The organism is Roseateles sp. GW821-FHT02E12 (assembly GCF_059421665.1).
Map to the genome: position 1 here is coordinate 658,106 of NZ_JBWKVK010000004.1, position 14,794 is coordinate 672,899.

Here is a 14,794-nt window from a genome sequence, read left to right on the forward strand (position 1 = left end):
CATTGGCGAGGCATGGCGGAAGACGCATCATTTGCACTTCATCAATGCACAAGACGCCATGTCAGACCCTGACCTGAACCTGCTGCTGACGCTGGACGCCCTGCTGGCCGAGGGCAGCGTCGCGGGCGCTGCGCGGCGCCTGAGGCTGAGCCCGTCGGCGATGAGCCGGTCCCTGGCCCGGCTGCGGGAGGCCACGGGCGACCCGCTGCTCGTACGCGCCGGCCGTGGGCTGGTGCCATCCCCTCGAGCGCTGGAACTGCGCGAGCGCATAGCGCCGCTGGTGCACGAGGCCCAGGCCGCGCTGAGGCCAGCAGCGGCGTTGCGGCTGGACACGTTGGAGCGCGAGTTCACCTTTCGCACGCGGGAGGGATTTGTCGAGAACTTCGGCGCGGCGCTGCTGGCACGGGTTGCGGCCGAAGCGCCCGGCGTGCGGCTGCGCTTTGTCCACAAGCCGGATCGGGACAGCGCGCCGCTGCGCGATGGCAGCGTGGATCTGGAGACCGGCGTTGTCGGCAGCACGACGGGGCCGGAACTGCGCGCCCAAGCGCTGTTCCGCGACCGCTTCGTGGCCGTCTTCCGCCAGGGCCATGCGCTGGCAAGCGTCAAGCTGACGGCAAAGCGCTACGCGGCTGGCCAACACGTCGCCATCTCTCGGCGTGGCACGGCGGCTGGGTCTGTCGACGAGGCGTTGTCGGCGCTGGGCCTTGGCCGCGACATCGTCGTCACGGTGGCGGGCTTCTCGGAGGCCTTGGCGCTGGCGCGCGGTACTGACCTGATTGCGACGGTGCCCGAGCGGCACACCGGGCATCTGCGTGATGGCCTGCTGAGTGTCGACCTACCACTGGCGATGGAGCCGTTCACCGTCTCGCTGCTGTGGCATCCGCGGATGGACGGGGATGCGGCGCATCGGTGGTTGCGTGGCTGCGTGCGGGAGGTCTGCCTTGCCTGATCTACGGCACGTCGCTCTCGAGTGCATCTTCACGTTTGCAACTGGGCTCCGCTTTGCCGATGTTTTATGGGCATAGTCGTTGCTCATCAATCACTTGCAGCAGCCATGCCGGTGTCATGCAGCAGTCGCTGTCGCCTCACAGCACGTTAGACGCCAACAAGATGCGCCTACCACTTCATATATCAGTTATCGCACTGGCAACGCTGCAGCCGATGTACTCAGCTGCGCAATCCCACTATGAAAATCCAGTCGACAAGAAGACCTACGTCACGTCTGGGCAGTTCAAGACCTATCAACCGAACACGCTCCGCGATACACAGGGCCAGCGCGTCACGACAGAGGGAGTAATTCTTCTCACCGGAGAGCCGGATCTAAAGTTGCGGGTCAAAGTGCAAGACCTCGCAGACTTCATCAAATCGGCAGAGACCCGGGCGTACGTCGAACTGGCGAAGAACAAGAAGGCCATGGCTGCCTTGGTTCAGTTCAACTGCCAACCGGGCAAATGCGATCTCAAACTGGCAAGCCAAGGCGAAGCAGCAGACGCCACATTGCAGTCGCTGCACGAAGCACTTTCTAAGCTGCCACCTCTCAAGTTGAGCGGCGAAGTAGGTTTCCAGGTCAAGTTCAATGTTGGCGACTAACCCTTCAATCGAAAGGGCGTGCCCCGACAAGCCGCGGCTCGCCTCTCATCGCAAACGTAGGCCACACAAGGTGAGCTCCTTGCGAATTGGGCTTGTGCCCTTGGAACCAGACAACGGGCGTTTCGTCGCTCATCTCGAACAGAGGACACCATGGGACTCTTGACCTTCAGCATCAACGTCACTCTGGACGGCTGCGTCGACCACCAGGAAGGAATCGCCGACGACGAGACACATGCCTTCTTCACCCGCCTCATGGACGAGAGCGGGGCGATGCTGTGGGGCCGCGTCACCTACGAAATGATGGAGAGCTACTGGCCGGCGGTCGCCCGCGGCGACGTGGACGCCCCGCCGGCCATCCGAGAGTGGGCGGTCAAGCTGGAGGCCAAGCCGAAGTACGTGGTGTCGTCGACGCGAAAAGACTTCTCGTGGACCAACAGCCACCACATCGCCGGCGACCTGCGCACGGCCGTGCAGGAGCTGAAAGACGCGACCCCAGACGGCGTGCTCCTCGGTAGCGGCAAGCTCGCGACCGAGCTGGACCGGCTGGATCTGATCGACGAGTACAAGTTCCTCGTCCACCCCAGGATCGCCGGCCACGGCCCGACCCTGTACGAGAGCGGGTTGCCCAGCACGCGACGGCTCGAGTTGGTCTCGGCGAAGCCGCTCAGCAGTGGCGCGGTCGCCATGCACTACCGGCGCGCGCGCTGACCACATTGACGAGCAGACTTTCTGGCTCTTTGCCGGTCGCATCGAACCCCTGATGCCAGATGAAGCCTGCATATTGGTCCCAGGCTGACGAGGCCGCGCACCAACAAAAAGGGCCGACTACTTGCGTAGCCGGCCCAGGGCGCTGAAGCGCTCGAGGGGAACCGTTTATTCCTTGTCTGCCGGCATCGCGCCGGGCATGCCGTGCAGCGGCAGCGATGAAGCGCCCTGCTCTGCCTTCTTCTTGGCGGGCTTCTTCTCCCGCACCAGATAGCTGTAGAGCACCGGCACCACCACCAAAGTCAGCAGCGTCGAGGTGATGACGCCGCCGATGATGGCGCGGCCCATGGGCGCCTGGATTTCGCCGCCGTCGTTCAACGCGATGGCCATCGGCAGCATGCCGAAGACCATGGCGGCCGTCGTCATGATGATGGGGCGCATGCGGATCAAGCCGGCCTCAAGAAGCGCCTCGGCAATCGTCGCCCCCGCCTTGCGGGCATGGTTGGCGAAGTCCACCAACAGGATGGCGTTCTTGGTCACCAGGCCCATCAGCATGACCAGGCCGATCATCGAGAAGACGTTCAGCGTAGACCTCCACAGCAACAGGGCCAGCATGACGCCGATCAGCGCGAGGGGCAGCGAGGCCATGATGGCGATGGGTTGCAGGAAGCTGCCGAACTGGCTGGCCAGCACGATGTAGATGAAGATCACCGCCAGGCCCATGGCCGCGAGCAGGCCGTTGAAGGCTTCGGCTTGCTGCTTGCCGGCGCCGTCCACCTTGAAGCTGATGCCCGGCGGCAGCTTGGTCTCCTTGATGAGCTTCTGCACGTCGGCGTTCACATCACCACCCGGGCGGCCTTGCACGCCGGCGAACACGGCCTCGCGGCGCTGCAGGTTCTCGCGGCGGATCACTTCAGGGTTGAACACGGGCTCGATAGTGGCGACCTGGTCCAGCGTGATGGGCGCGCCGTCCTTGGAGAAGGCGATGGGCAGCTTGCTCATCTGCTCGATGCGCTCGCGCTGTTCGCGCGGCAGGCGCAGCAGCACCTCGACCTGGTTGCCGTCGGGCGTCGTCCAGTAGGTGGCGACCTCGCCGTTGACGTAAGCACGCAAGCTGGAGGCGATCTGCGGCGCGGTCAGTCCGAGCTCGCGGATGGCTGAGTCCTTCAGGCGCACGGCAAAGGCAGGCAGGCCGGGCTTGACGGTCAGGTCCACGTCCACCGCACCAGGGATCTTCTTCAGCTTCTCGGCGAAGTCCAGAGCCACTTGCGTGAGCACTTCGGGGTCGCTGCCGAGGATGGTCACCCAGATCGGGCGGTTGAAGCCGACGCTGACCTCGATGCCAGGGATCTTGGCGATGTCGGCGCGGATGGCGTCCTCGATCTCCTTCTGCGTGCGCTTGCGTTCGCCACGGTCGGTCAGCGAGATATTCAGCGCAGCCTGGTTGCGGCCCGTAGACAGGCCTTCACCGGTGCTGCCCACCACCGTCGAGACGGTCTTGATCTCGGGGTAGTTCTTGAGGATCTCCTCGATCTGCGCAACCTTGGCGCTGCCGCGTTCGACGCTGGAGGCCACCGGCATGCGCAGGTTGACTTGCGTGAAGCCGTTGTCGGTCTCGGGCACGAACTCGCTGCCCACCAGCGGGGCCAGCATCAGCGCGACGACAAAGCTGGCGACGGCGCCCCACATCACCAGGCCACGCGGTGTCAGCGTTGCGAAACGGAACACGCGCTTGGCGGCCTTGTCGCGCTTGCCGTTGGCATCGAAGGGATGGCCGTAGGCGGGAGTGGGCGGCACGAAGACGCGGTAACGGCGGCCGGAGAAGGCCCACTTGATGAGGCGCTCGTAGGCGGTGTGCAGGCGGTCCATGCCCCAGTCGGTCGCGCGGATGGCATGGCCGATGACGGGCCAGTGCTTGATGCGCGTGCTCGGCGGGTCATGCCAGACCGACGACAGCATCGGGTCGAGCGTGAAGCTGACGAAGAGGCTGACCATCACCGCCACGGCGACCGTGATGCCGAACGGGTAGAAGAACTTGCCGATGATGCCGCCCATGAAGGCGACGGGCACGAACACCGCGCAGATGGCGAAGGTGGTGGCCATGACGGCCAGACCGATCTCGTTGGTGCCGTCGGCGGCCGCCGTGTGGTGGTCCTTGCCCATGGCCACGTGGCGCACGATGTTCTCTCGCACGACGATGGCGTCGTCGATCAGCAGGCCGATGCACAGCGAGAGCGCCATCATCGTCATGAAGTTCAGCGTGAAGCCGAAGGCATGCACGGCGATGAAGCTGGAAATGACGGCGATGGGCAGCGTCAGGCCCGTGATGATGGTGGAGCGCCAGCTGTGCAGGAACAGGAACACGATGGCGACGGTCAGCAGCGCGCCTTCGATCAACGTGTGCTTGAGGCCGGTCAGCGAGCCCTTGACGAAGTCGGAGTTGGCGTAGATCAGGCGCAGCTCGACGTCCTTGGGCAGCACCTTGCGCAGCTCCTCCATCGCGTCCTTGATGGCGTCGCCTGTGGCGACGATGTTGGCGTCCTGCTGCTTGAAGATGTTGAAGTTCACGGCCGGCTGGCCGTTGATGCGGGCGATGCTGTCGCGCTCTCGCTCACGCTCGACGAGGGTGCCCAGGTCGTTCAGCGTCAGCGCCAGGTTGCCGCGGCGGGCCACCACCATCTGGCCGAAGGCCTTGGGGTCCTTCACGCGGCCTTCCACGCGCAGGATGGCGTCGGAAGTGGAGTCGGACAGCAGGCCCACGGGTTGGTCGCTGTTGGCATCGGCCAGGGCCTTGGCGATCTCGGCAGGCGTCACACCGTAGGCGCGCAGCCGCATCGGGTCGAGGTCGACACGCACCTCGCGGCTGACGATGCCGCCGACGTCGACCTTGGCCACGCCTTCGACCCGGCCCAGGCGCTTGGAGACGACGAGGTCCGCCATCATGGACAGCTCGCGCGCACCGCGGGTTTCGCTCAGCAGCGCCATGACGACGACCGGCTGGGCGTTGTCGGCCTGGAAGCGCGACACGGTCGGCGGCTTCACGTCCTTGGGGAAAGCAGCTTGCGCTGCGGCCACGCGGTCGCGCAGGTCCTGCATGGCGCGGCTCATGTCCGTGCTCAGGCTGAACTCGACGCTGGCCTGCACGCGGCCTTCAAAGCTGCGCGACTGGATACGGTCCACGCCAGCAATGCTGTTGATGGCTTCTTCCAGCGGCTTGGCCACTTCACGCTCGACGGCCTCGGGCGAGGCGCCGGGGTAGCGGATATCGATCCATGCGCCAGGCAGCGAGATGTCGGGCATCTGCTCGACGCCCAGCTTGGAGTAGGAGAACAGGCCCAGCACGCACAGGGCCACCATCACCATGGTCGCGAAGACCGGGTTCTGGATGGAAACGCGGGTCATCCACATGATGCGGCCCTCACTGTTGTGCCGGCGCGGACGCGACCGGAGCAGCGCTGGCAACCTTGGCCGACTTGGCGGCCACGATGCTCGCCTTGTCGCCTTCGCGCAGGTTGTCGAAACGCGCGGCCAGCACCTGCGCCTCGGGCTTGAGGCCGTTCAGGATCTCGACGCGGCCTTCGCGGGCATCGCTGCGGCCGGTCGTCACGATGCGGCGCACCAGGGCACCGCTCTCGATCATCCAAACCTGCTCCTGGCCGGAGTTGCGGCTGATGGCCGCGATGGGCACGGTCAGGCGCTGGGTGTCGTCGGCGAGCACCACCTTGGCGACGGCGTACTGGCCGGCGCGGTACAGCTCCTTGGGGTTGTCCAGCACCAGCGTCACGCCGATGGAGCGCGTGCCCGGCTCGGCGCTGGGCGCGATGCGCGCAATCTTGGCCTCGACCGGCTGCTCCACGCCTTCGACCTTGACCTGAACCGTCATGCCCGGCTGCAGGCGGCTGACCTCATGGGTGCCGACGAGGCCGGCCAGTTCCAGCTTGGCCAAGTCGACGATGGTCAGGATCTGCTGCTCTGCAGCCAGCTTTTCGCCGGGCAGCGCGTGGCGCTTGGAGATGATGCCGTTGATGGGCGCGACCAGGGCTGCCTGGCGCATCGTCACCTGGCTGGTGTCGAGCTGGGCCTTGGCGGCGTTCCAGTTGGCGCGGGCCGACTCGTAGGCGGCGCGGGAGTTGTCCAGCGCCGTCTGGGCGATGAAGTTCTTGGCGGCCAAGCCTTCGTTGGCCTTGAAACTGCGTTCGGCCTGCTCCATCTGGGCTCGCATGGCCTCCACACTCGCGCCGCGCTCGGCGATGCGATACCGCAGCTCTTCCAGGTCGACCTGGCCGAGAGCCTGGCCCGCCTTCACGCGGCTGCCTTCGCCCACGGCGAGGTTGAGCAGCGTGCCGTTGGACTTGGCCCGCACGACGACCGTGCCCGGCGCCACCAGCGGGCCGCTGAATTCAATCTGGGCCGGCATGGCGGTCAGCGTCGGCTTGACGACTTCGCTGGCAACGAACTCCAGGGCCGGCTTGGCCTTCTCGTCACCCGGCTTCTTCGGGCCGTCGCCCTTGCTGGCCATGACGGCCACGCCGGCACCACCCACCAACAAAACGGCTGCAACGACGCTACCGATCTTCCAAGACTTGCGCATGGATCCCCCGATCACTCTCTGATTTCACGACCTTTACAGTCTAGAAACCGGCGCGAGGCGGCGCAGCGGACTTGTGACGAAACGCGGTTTGCGGGGGCTGAGCTGCACCGGCCAGCGATCAGGCTGAAATCCCGGCGGACGAGTTGCGGCTTACAGCGGACGAGCTGCAGGGATGGGGTCGGTCGGCAGCACCACGTCGCCGCACTGCGCCCTATGACGAAGGGCATGGTCTCCACAGCGCGAGTCCGATGATGCACTTGCCCAGATCAATCTCGCCTCGGGTAACCTCGTTCGCGGACTTGCCCCTTGCTTTGCTGCAAATTGATGACTCGCGTACCCCATGTTGGCGCCTCGACGCCGTTCGCCAAGGGCTGTCATTACCCTTCTTGCTTCCTGCGAAGGCTGGTCTTGATCCTGGCGTTATCGTCCGCAGCACATCAGGCCGCCGCGCAACCTAGCCCTGAGCCGCCGCCACAGGGGTCGATGCTCGACAAATCAGCCTTTGTGTCGCTGAAGCTTGAGATTCTGCAGCCCTGCTACACGCTCGCGCTGCAAAACCTCAACATCTCCATCACGGCCGGTCCGATCGACGCGGAAGCCAAACATCTGATGGATTCGCCCGGAACAAGCGCGGAGCGAGAGGCCGATAGAGCAGCACAGATCGCACTTGCCTTCAAATCGATGTTTCCGCATCGGCTCGACAAATTCGGATGCCGGTTGGCGACGGAAGACGAACTCGGTGACGCTCATGCCGGGCGTTTTTTTGATCGACTCAGCAAGGGGGACGCCGTATTGGTCCCTGCAAATGGCGGGTCGTCTTTGGCGAGGGTGCAAGTGCGCCAGTTCGGCGACTTCCATCAAGGCAACACGTTCTTCTATGTGCCGGGCGAGTCAGCCTGGTTTCATGTCTCGCTGGGCTACATCAGATGAGCGCCGAGGCCGCTGGCCTCGAAGACTCACCACCAGCGGTGTCAGCGCGGCGCTAGCGCATCAGGAATTTCGGCCTCGCGCGCTACGTTGACCCTGACCTACTTCTGGGCCGGAATCGCGTCGACCGGCAGCACCACGTCGCCGCACTGCGCCCTATGACGAAGGGCATGGTCCATCAGTACCAGGGCCAGCATGGCCTCGGCGATGGGCGTGGCGCGGATGCCCACGCAGGGGTCGTGGCGGCCAAAGGTTTCCACCGTCGTGGGGTTCAGCTCACGGTCGATGCTGGCCTTGGGGCTGCGGATGGAGCTGGTGGGCTTGATCGCGATGCTGGCCACGATGTCCTGGCCGGTGGAGATGCCGCCCAGCATGCCGCCCGAGTTGTTGCTGGCAAAGCCCAGCGGGGTCAGCTCGTCGCCATGCTCGGTGCCCTTCTGTGCAACGACGGCAAAGCCGGCACCGATCTCCACGCCCTTGACGGCGTTGATGCCCATCAGCGCGTAGGCGATGTCAGCGTCGAGCTTGTCGAACAGCGGCTCGCCCAGGCCGACGGGCACGCCGGTGGCCTCGACGCGGATGCGCGCGCCGACCGAGTCGCCGGCCTTGCGCAGCGCGTCCATGTAGGCCTCCAGCTCGGCGATCTTGCTGGCGTTGGCGGCGAAGAACGGGTTCTGGCCAACGTGTTCCCAGCCCTCGAACGGGATCTCGATCTCGCCCAGCTGCGTCATGCAGCCACGGAACTCGGTGCCGTAGGCCTGCTTCAGCCATTTGCGGGCCACGGCGCCGGCGCCCACCATGGGCGCCGTCAGCCGCGCCGAGGCGCGACCGCCGCCGCGCGGGTCGCGCACGCCGTATTTGCGCCAGTAGGTGTAGTCGGCGTGGCCGGGGCGGAAGGTGTCGAGGATGTTGCCGTAGTCCTTGCTGCGCTGGTCGGTGTTCTTGATCAGCAGGCAGATCGGCGTGCCGGTCGTGACGCCCTCGTAGACGCCGGACAGGATCTCCACCGCATCAGGCTCGTTGCGCTGGGTGACGTGGCGGCTGGTGCCAGGGCGGCGGCGGTCCAGCTCGGGCTGGATATCGGCCTCGCTGAGCGGCATGCCGGGCGGGCAGCCGTCGATGATGCAGCCGATGGCCGGGCCGTGGCTTTCGCCGAAATTGGTGACGCGAAAGAGTTCGCCGAAGGTGCTGCCTGACATATGCCGCAAGTTTAGGCGGCCCACACAAGCAAAAGCGGCCTCGCAAGGCCGCCTTCTCGGGATGCGAACTTCTCAGAGCTTGGATTCGGGCTCGGCGTTCTCTTCCACCGGCCAGTCGCGGATGTAGGCCTTGAGCATGCGGTTCTCGAAGTCCTGGCTGTCCACCACGGCCTTGGCCACGTCGTACAGCGAGATCACGCCCATCAGCGTCTTGCCATTCATCACGGGCATGTAGCGCGCGTGGCGGCCCAGCATCATGCGGCGCACCTCGTCGATCTCGGTCTCGGGCGTGCAGGTCAGCGGAGCATCGTCCATCACCGTGCGCACGATGGTCGTGCCCACCGCACCACTGTTCTTCACGACAGCCTGGATGACCTCGCGGAAGGTCAGCATGCCGACCAGATCGCCGTGCTCCATGACGACCAGCGACCCGATGTCGCGCTCGGCCATGACCTCCAGTGATTCCTTGAGGGGCTCGTCGGGCGTGACGGTGAACAAGGTGCCGCCTTTGACACGCAGGATATCGACGACTTTCATGGTTGCCTCCGGAACGAATTTGCCTGGGCAACATAGCACACAATCCCCGCGCCTCCACCCCATGAAAAACACCATGCCGGGCCGGGCGCTTGTCTGGCTCAGGGGTGGGTCTTCCGGGGCAGGTCGCCAAGGCGGCTGATTCGTCGTTGCAACAGCTTGCGGCACACCCGGCATCGCCGCGCTTTGCACCTAGACTGCGCCGCCTTGGAGGCCCGACACGGGCCCGCCCCTGAGCCAGACATGCGCCTTGACACCCTAGCTTTGCATGCCGGCGCCACGCCCGATCCGGGCACCGGCGCGCGAGCGACACCGCTGCACCTCAGCACCTCCTTCGTCTTCGAGAACAGCGAGCATGCCGCGTCGCTGTTCAACATGGAGCGCTCGGGCCACGTCTACAGCCGTCTGTCCAACCCGACGACGGCGGTGTTCGAGGAGCGCATGGCGGCGTTGGAAGGCGGGGTGGGCTCTGTAGCCACGGCCAGTGGCCAGGCGGCCTTGCACCTGGCCATCTGCACGCTGATGGGCGCCGGCAGCCACGTCGTCGCGAGCACGGCGCTGTATGGCGGCAGCCACAACCTGTTGCACTACACGCTGCGTCGTTTCGGTATCGAGACGACCTTCGTGAACCCGCGCGACCTGGACGCCTGGCGCGCCGCCATCCGGCCCGAGACGCGGCTGCTGTTCGGCGAGTCGCTGGGCAACCCGGGGCTGGACGTGCTGGACATTCCGGCCGTGAGTTCAATAGCGCACGAGGCCGGCCTGCCGCTGCTGGTGGACGCGACCTTCGCAACGCCCTATCTGCAGCGCCCGGCCGAGCTGGGTGCCGATCTGGTCTACCACTCGGCCACCAAATTCCTCTGTGGCCATGGCACCGTGGTGGGTGGTGTTCTGGTGGACGCAGGCTCGTTCGACTGGCAGGCTGCCCACGATCAGAGCGGCCGTTTTGCGACGCTGTGCGAACCCTATGACGGCTTCCACGGCATGGTCTTCAGCGAGGAGAGCACCGTCGGCGCCTTCCTGCTGCGCGCTCGCCGTGAAGGCCTGCGCGACTTCGGCGCCTGCATGAGCCCGCACACGGCCTGGCTGATGCTGCAGGGGCTGGAGACGCTGCCGCTGCGCATGCAAAGGCATGTGGCCAATGCCCAGGCCGTCGCCGAGTTCCTGGCCAGCCAGCCGCTGGTGGAGAAGGTGGCCTACCCCGGCCTGGCCTCGCACCCCGACCACGCGCTGGCGCAGCGGCTGCTGCCGCGCGGCGCCGGTGCCGTGTTTTCGTTCGACCTCAAGGGCACGCGCGAACAGGGCCGGGCCTTCATCGAATCGCTCAGGCTCTTCTCGCACCTCGCCAACGTCGGCGATGCGAAGTCCCTCGTCATCCATCCGGCCAGCACCACGCACTTCCGCATGGCCGACGACGCGCTGCGAAGCGCCGGCATCGGCCCCGGCACCATCCGTCTGTCCATCGGCCTGGAAGACCCGGCCGACCTCATCGATGACCTGAAACGGGCACTCAAGGCGGCTGGCAAGGCATGAAGCTCATCGTCGATGGGCACGAGGCCTATGCCTACACCGGCGGCAAGGCGTTCGATGCCGCCCTCCCCTGCGTCGTCTTCATCCACGGTGCGCTGAACGACAGCAGCGTCTGGACGCTGCTGGCCCGCTGGTACGCCCACCACGGCTACGGCGTGCTGGCCGTCGACCTGCCCGGCCACGGCCGCAGCGATGGCGCGCCGTTGACGCGCGTCGAGGACATTGCCGCCTGGCTGCACCGGCTGCTCGATGCGGCCGGCGTGCGCAAGGCGGCGCTGGTGGGCCACAGCATGGGCTCGCTGATCGCACTCGAAGCGGCGGAGCGCGCATCCACCCTCGTCATGGTCGGCACGGCCTACCCGATGAAGGTGTCGGAGGCCCTGCTTGCGACGGCGCGCGACCGGCCCGAGATCGCGATGGCCATGGTCACCGGCTTCTCGCATTCGCTGGCCAGCGCCAAGCCCGGCTACCCCGGCCCTGGCGCCTGGCTGCGCGGCGGCAGCATGGCGCTGATGCGTCGGCTGCAGTCGCGGCAGACGGCCGTGAACCTGTTCGAGAACGACTTCAAGGTCTGCGACCGCTACACCGGCGGCGAGGCCGCGGCGGCGCGCGTGAACTGCCCCGTGCATTTCATCCTCGGTACGCTGGACCAGATGACCTCGCCCAAGCAGAACACCGTGCTCGGCGGGCTGCTGAAGCCGCGCGTTCACACGGTGCCGGCCGGCCACGCGCTGATCGCCGAGGCGCCGGACGCCGTGCTGGCCGCCCTGCGCGCGGCACTTCAGCCCAACTCGTAGGCTGCGTCGTCGGGCCGGCGCACGGCCTTCACGTACTCGGCCGTGAAGCCCGGCCAGATCGCGACGATGCGGCCGCTCTCGGCCCGGTACCAGGAGCGGCACTGGCTCCAGACGGAGGTGGCCAGCCGGCGCTGCTGCGCCTCGTCCTGCGCCGCTGCCACATCGGCCTTCACGGCAATCCAGCGCCGGCCCTCGCGGCGCACGCGCTGCATGCAGGCGATGGCGTACTGCACCTGAGGCTCGATGTAGAGCAGCGTCGAGGTGTGCCCGGTGGCCGTGTTCGGGCCCAGCATCAGGAAGAAGTTGGGAAAGGCCGGCACGGTGATGCCCAGATAGGCCCTCGGCCCGTCGCGCCAGGCCTCGGACAGCAGTCGCCCGCCCAGGCCCGCGATGCGCGTATCCGCCAGCGGGTGGACGGTGTCGAAGCCGGTCGCGCAGACCAACGCGTCCAGCTCATGCTCGCGGCCGTCATCGGTCAGCAGGCCACGCACGGTGATGCGGCTGATACCGGCCGTTACGAGCTCCGTCTGCGGCAACGCGAGCGCCGGGTAGTAATCGTTGGAGTAGATGATGCGCTTGCAGCCCAGCGGATAAGGCGGCGTCAGCGCCTCGCGCAGCACGGGGTCGGCCACCTGGCGCCGGAGATGAGCCGCCGCCGTGGCCAGCATGCCGCGCCTTGCCAGCGTGCCTTCGTCGAAACCGCGCCGCCCCCACTCCAGCACGTGCGCGAAGGCCCAGCGCGTGAAGCGGGCATAGGGTGTCCAGCCCGTCAGCCAGCGGTCCAAACGGCCATAGCGCCGGTCCAGCCGCGGCATCACCCAGTTGGCGGTGCGCTGGAACACGCTCAGCCGCGCCGCCAGGGGCACCAGCGCCGGCACGACCTGGGCGGCCGTGGAGCCGGTGCCGATGACACCGACACGCTTGCCGGCCAGGTCGGCATCCGCCGGCCAGCGCGCGGTGTGCAGCAGCCGGCCCTGGAAATCGGCCAGCCCGGGAATGTCCGGCCAGCGCGCGCGGTTCAACGCGCCGGTGCTGCAGACGAAGAAGCGCGCGCTCAGGCGCTCGCCGTTATCCAGCAGCAGCCGCCAGCGGCCAGCCTCGGCGTCGAACTGGGCCTCCGTGATGGCCCGGCCCAGCCGCATTCGCGCAGGCAGCCCATGGGCCTCGGCCAGCCGCTGCTGGTAGCGCTGGATCTCCGGCGCGTCGGCGAAGCGGTGTGTCCAGTGCGGGTTGGGCGCGAAGCTGAAGCTGTAGGCCGGCGCCGGCACGTCGACCTGGGCACCGGGGTAGCGGTTGTCCCACCAGGTGCCGCCGATGCCGGCGGACTTCTCGACGATGACGAAGTCAGTGATGCCGGCACGCTGAAGCTGGATGGCCATGCACAGCCCGGACATGCCGGCGCCGAGGATGGCGACCTCGAACTCGTTGTCGGATGCTGCGTTCATCGATTCATTGTTGCCAGGGCAAGTCCGCTTGCCGCTCGGGCACAACCCGCGTTTGAATTGGGGCCTGCTAACACTGCGGCAGCAGGCCGCGTTGTTGCCAGAAAGCCCGCGAGCAAGGCGCCAACCGGAGCCGGGCTGGGTGCCCGGCGAGGATTGGCAACGCCGCGCGCGGGCTTTCTGGCAACAACCCGAAGGGAAGGCCATCCGCCAGGAGCCACTCGGCGTTGCACCGCTTGTCCGCACGTGAGTGCGGGTGTCGCGCTGCGCCTTGATTGGCCCCTGGCGGATGGCCTTCGCGACCTACTGCCGCAGTGTTAACAGGCCCTCCATGAGCACCGAACGCTTCTCCCGCTTCGCCGACTTCTACCCTTTCTACCTCGGCGAGCACAGCAACGCCGTCTGCCGCCGCCTGCACTTCGTGGGCTCGACGCTGGTGCTGGTCTGCCTGTGGCAGCTGTTCAGGACCGGCGCGCTGGTCTGGCTGCTCTACGGCCTGCTGTGCGGTTACGGTTTCGCCTGGGTCGGGCATTTCTTCTTCGAAAAGAACCGCCCGGCGACTTTCAAATACCCGCTCTACAGCTTCATGGGCGACTGGGTCATGTACGCCGACATCTGGCGCGGCAAGGTCAAGCTCTAGTTCCGCCAGGCAATGCCAATACCGGCGGATGCGCCGGTGCGTTTCTCGACCAGCGGGCTGTCCGCGACCGGGCCGAGCAGGCGGCTGGTACCGGCATTGCCGTAGGCCATCCAATGCTTGGTGATGGGCCGGATGAAGCCGATGCCCATGTGCACGTCCCGCAGGCCGGAGCCTGGGTCGTAGGCCGGCTTGCCGCTGGCCGCCACCGACGATTCGGGCACGCCGAAATAGCTGCGCAGGTTCTGCGCACTGCCCGCCGAGACGCCGATGCCGCTGGTCCATTCCAGCGTCGGGCTGCGGTAGAAGCGCCAGCCCAGGTCGGTGCCCAGCGTCATGCCGCCATGCCGGCCGAGCAGGTCCTGCGACAGCGTGACGCCGACGTTCAGGTCCTTGGTGATGCTGTAGTTCGTGTAGAACCGGGCACGCAGCGTGCGCTTGACGTTGGGCAGGCCTCGCGTGGTGCTGGCGTCGCCGCTGGTGCGGCCGCTGTCCACGCGCAGCGCGACGCCGACACGCAGCTTGTCGGTGTCGATGAACTGCGTGCTGGCGCCACCGGCGGATTCCTCGTGGCCGAAACCCAGCAGGCCACCGGCGCCCGAGGTGCTGAAGCGCACACGGCCCAGCTTGAAGGCCCACAGCGGCTTGAGCTTGGTTTCGCGTCGGCTTGCGCCGTCGTATTCGGGCTGGGACACCACCGCGATGCCGAGCAGATAGCGGGCCGACGGGCTTTCAACTTCGGGCTGCTGGGTCTGGGCCTGGGCACTCGCGGTGCCTGCCAGCGCCAGGGTGGCGATCAACACGGATTTCATGCAGCCAGACTAGCAGCCGGCGCCAAGGGC

General features: G+C 66.7%; 13 protein-coding genes. 7 read left to right on the forward strand and 6 right to left on the reverse strand.

Features of this window, described 5'->3' with window-relative positions; translation table 11 throughout:
• Positions 1–58: 58 nt before the first annotated feature.
• From AC07V5_RS25770 to AC07V5_RS25780, 3 genes are all read left to right on the forward strand, one after another.
• Positions 59–949, forward strand: a complete 891-nt coding sequence (locus tag AC07V5_RS25770; protein ID WP_495118482.1) for a LysR family transcriptional regulator — start codon at positions 59–61, stop codon at positions 947–949.
• 116 nt (positions 950–1,065) lie between these two features.
• Complete coding sequence (locus tag AC07V5_RS25775) at positions 1,066–1,590, forward strand: hypothetical protein (protein WP_495118483.1); 525 nt, start codon at positions 1,066–1,068, stop codon at positions 1,588–1,590.
• A 150-nt stretch (positions 1,591–1,740) separates the two neighbouring features.
• Complete coding sequence (locus tag AC07V5_RS25780; RefSeq protein ID WP_495118484.1) at positions 1,741–2,298, forward strand: dihydrofolate reductase family protein; 558 nt, start codon at positions 1,741–1,743, stop codon at positions 2,296–2,298.
• A 165-nt stretch (positions 2,299–2,463) separates the two neighbouring features.
• Here the strand turns inward: AC07V5_RS25780 and AC07V5_RS25785 are convergent, their stop codons facing one another.
• Both AC07V5_RS25785 and AC07V5_RS25790 read right to left on the reverse strand, forming a co-directional pair.
• Complete coding sequence (locus AC07V5_RS25785; protein ID WP_495118485.1) at positions 2,464–5,703, reverse strand: efflux RND transporter permease subunit; 3,240 nt, start codon at positions 5,701–5,703, stop codon at positions 2,464–2,466.
• Positions 5,704–5,713: 10 nt separating this feature from the next.
• Positions 5,714–6,886: an efflux RND transporter periplasmic adaptor subunit gene (locus tag AC07V5_RS25790; protein WP_495118486.1), complete on the reverse strand. Its 1,173-nt coding sequence runs from the start codon at positions 6,884–6,886 to the stop codon at positions 5,714–5,716.
• A 324-nt stretch (positions 6,887–7,210) separates the two neighbouring features.
• Here AC07V5_RS25790 and AC07V5_RS25795 point away from each other — a divergent pair, with 324 nt between their 5' ends.
• Positions 7,211–7,816 carry a hypothetical protein gene (locus tag AC07V5_RS25795; RefSeq protein WP_495118487.1) on the forward strand — a complete coding sequence of 202 codons (606 nt, stop codon included), beginning with the start codon at positions 7,211–7,213 and terminating at the stop codon, positions 7,814–7,816.
• Between the two features lie 98 nt (positions 7,817–7,914).
• On the opposite strand, the gene aroC is transcribed toward AC07V5_RS25795, so the two are convergent.
• Entirely contained in the window at positions 7,915–9,012 is a 1,098-nt protein-coding gene (aroC, locus tag AC07V5_RS25800) for a chorismate synthase (RefSeq protein ID WP_495118488.1), read from the reverse strand.
• A gap of 72 nt (positions 9,013–9,084) precedes the next feature.
• Positions 9,085–9,549 (reverse strand): CBS domain-containing protein, encoded by a 465-nt coding sequence (locus tag AC07V5_RS25805; RefSeq protein WP_495118489.1) that lies wholly within the window; start codon positions 9,547–9,549, stop codon positions 9,085–9,087.
• 240 nt (positions 9,550–9,789) lie between these two features.
• Here AC07V5_RS25805 and AC07V5_RS25810 point away from each other — a divergent pair, with 240 nt between their 5' ends.
• Together AC07V5_RS25810 and AC07V5_RS25815 are read left to right on the forward strand one after the other, a co-directional pair.
• Positions 9,790–11,079, forward strand: coding sequence for an O-acetylhomoserine aminocarboxypropyltransferase (locus AC07V5_RS25810; protein WP_495118490.1), 1,290 nt, complete (start codon positions 9,790–9,792; stop codon positions 11,077–11,079).
• On the forward strand, positions 11,076–11,873 hold the full coding sequence (locus AC07V5_RS25815; RefSeq protein WP_495118491.1) for an alpha/beta fold hydrolase: 798 nt from the start codon (positions 11,076–11,078) through the stop codon (positions 11,871–11,873). Before AC07V5_RS25810 ends, AC07V5_RS25815 begins: the two co-directional genes overlap by 4 nt.
• On the opposite strand, the gene AC07V5_RS25820 is transcribed toward AC07V5_RS25815, so the two are convergent.
• Positions 11,858–13,318, reverse strand: a complete 1,461-nt coding sequence (locus AC07V5_RS25820; RefSeq protein WP_495118492.1) for a flavin-containing monooxygenase — start codon at positions 13,316–13,318, stop codon at positions 11,858–11,860. The genes AC07V5_RS25815 and AC07V5_RS25820 overlap by 16 nt on opposite strands.
• A 328-nt stretch (positions 13,319–13,646) precedes the next feature.
• On the opposite strand from AC07V5_RS25820, the gene AC07V5_RS25825 reads away from it, so the two are divergent.
• On the forward strand, positions 13,647–13,955 hold the full coding sequence (locus AC07V5_RS25825; protein ID WP_495118493.1) for an Mpo1-like protein: 309 nt from the start codon (positions 13,647–13,649) through the stop codon (positions 13,953–13,955).
• On the opposite strand, the gene AC07V5_RS25830 is transcribed toward AC07V5_RS25825, so the two are convergent.
• Positions 13,952–14,764: a MipA/OmpV family protein gene (locus tag AC07V5_RS25830; protein ID WP_495118494.1), complete on the reverse strand. Its 813-nt coding sequence runs from the start codon at positions 14,762–14,764 to the stop codon at positions 13,952–13,954. The genes AC07V5_RS25825 and AC07V5_RS25830 overlap by 4 nt on opposite strands.
• Positions 14,765–14,794 lie beyond the last annotated feature (30 nt).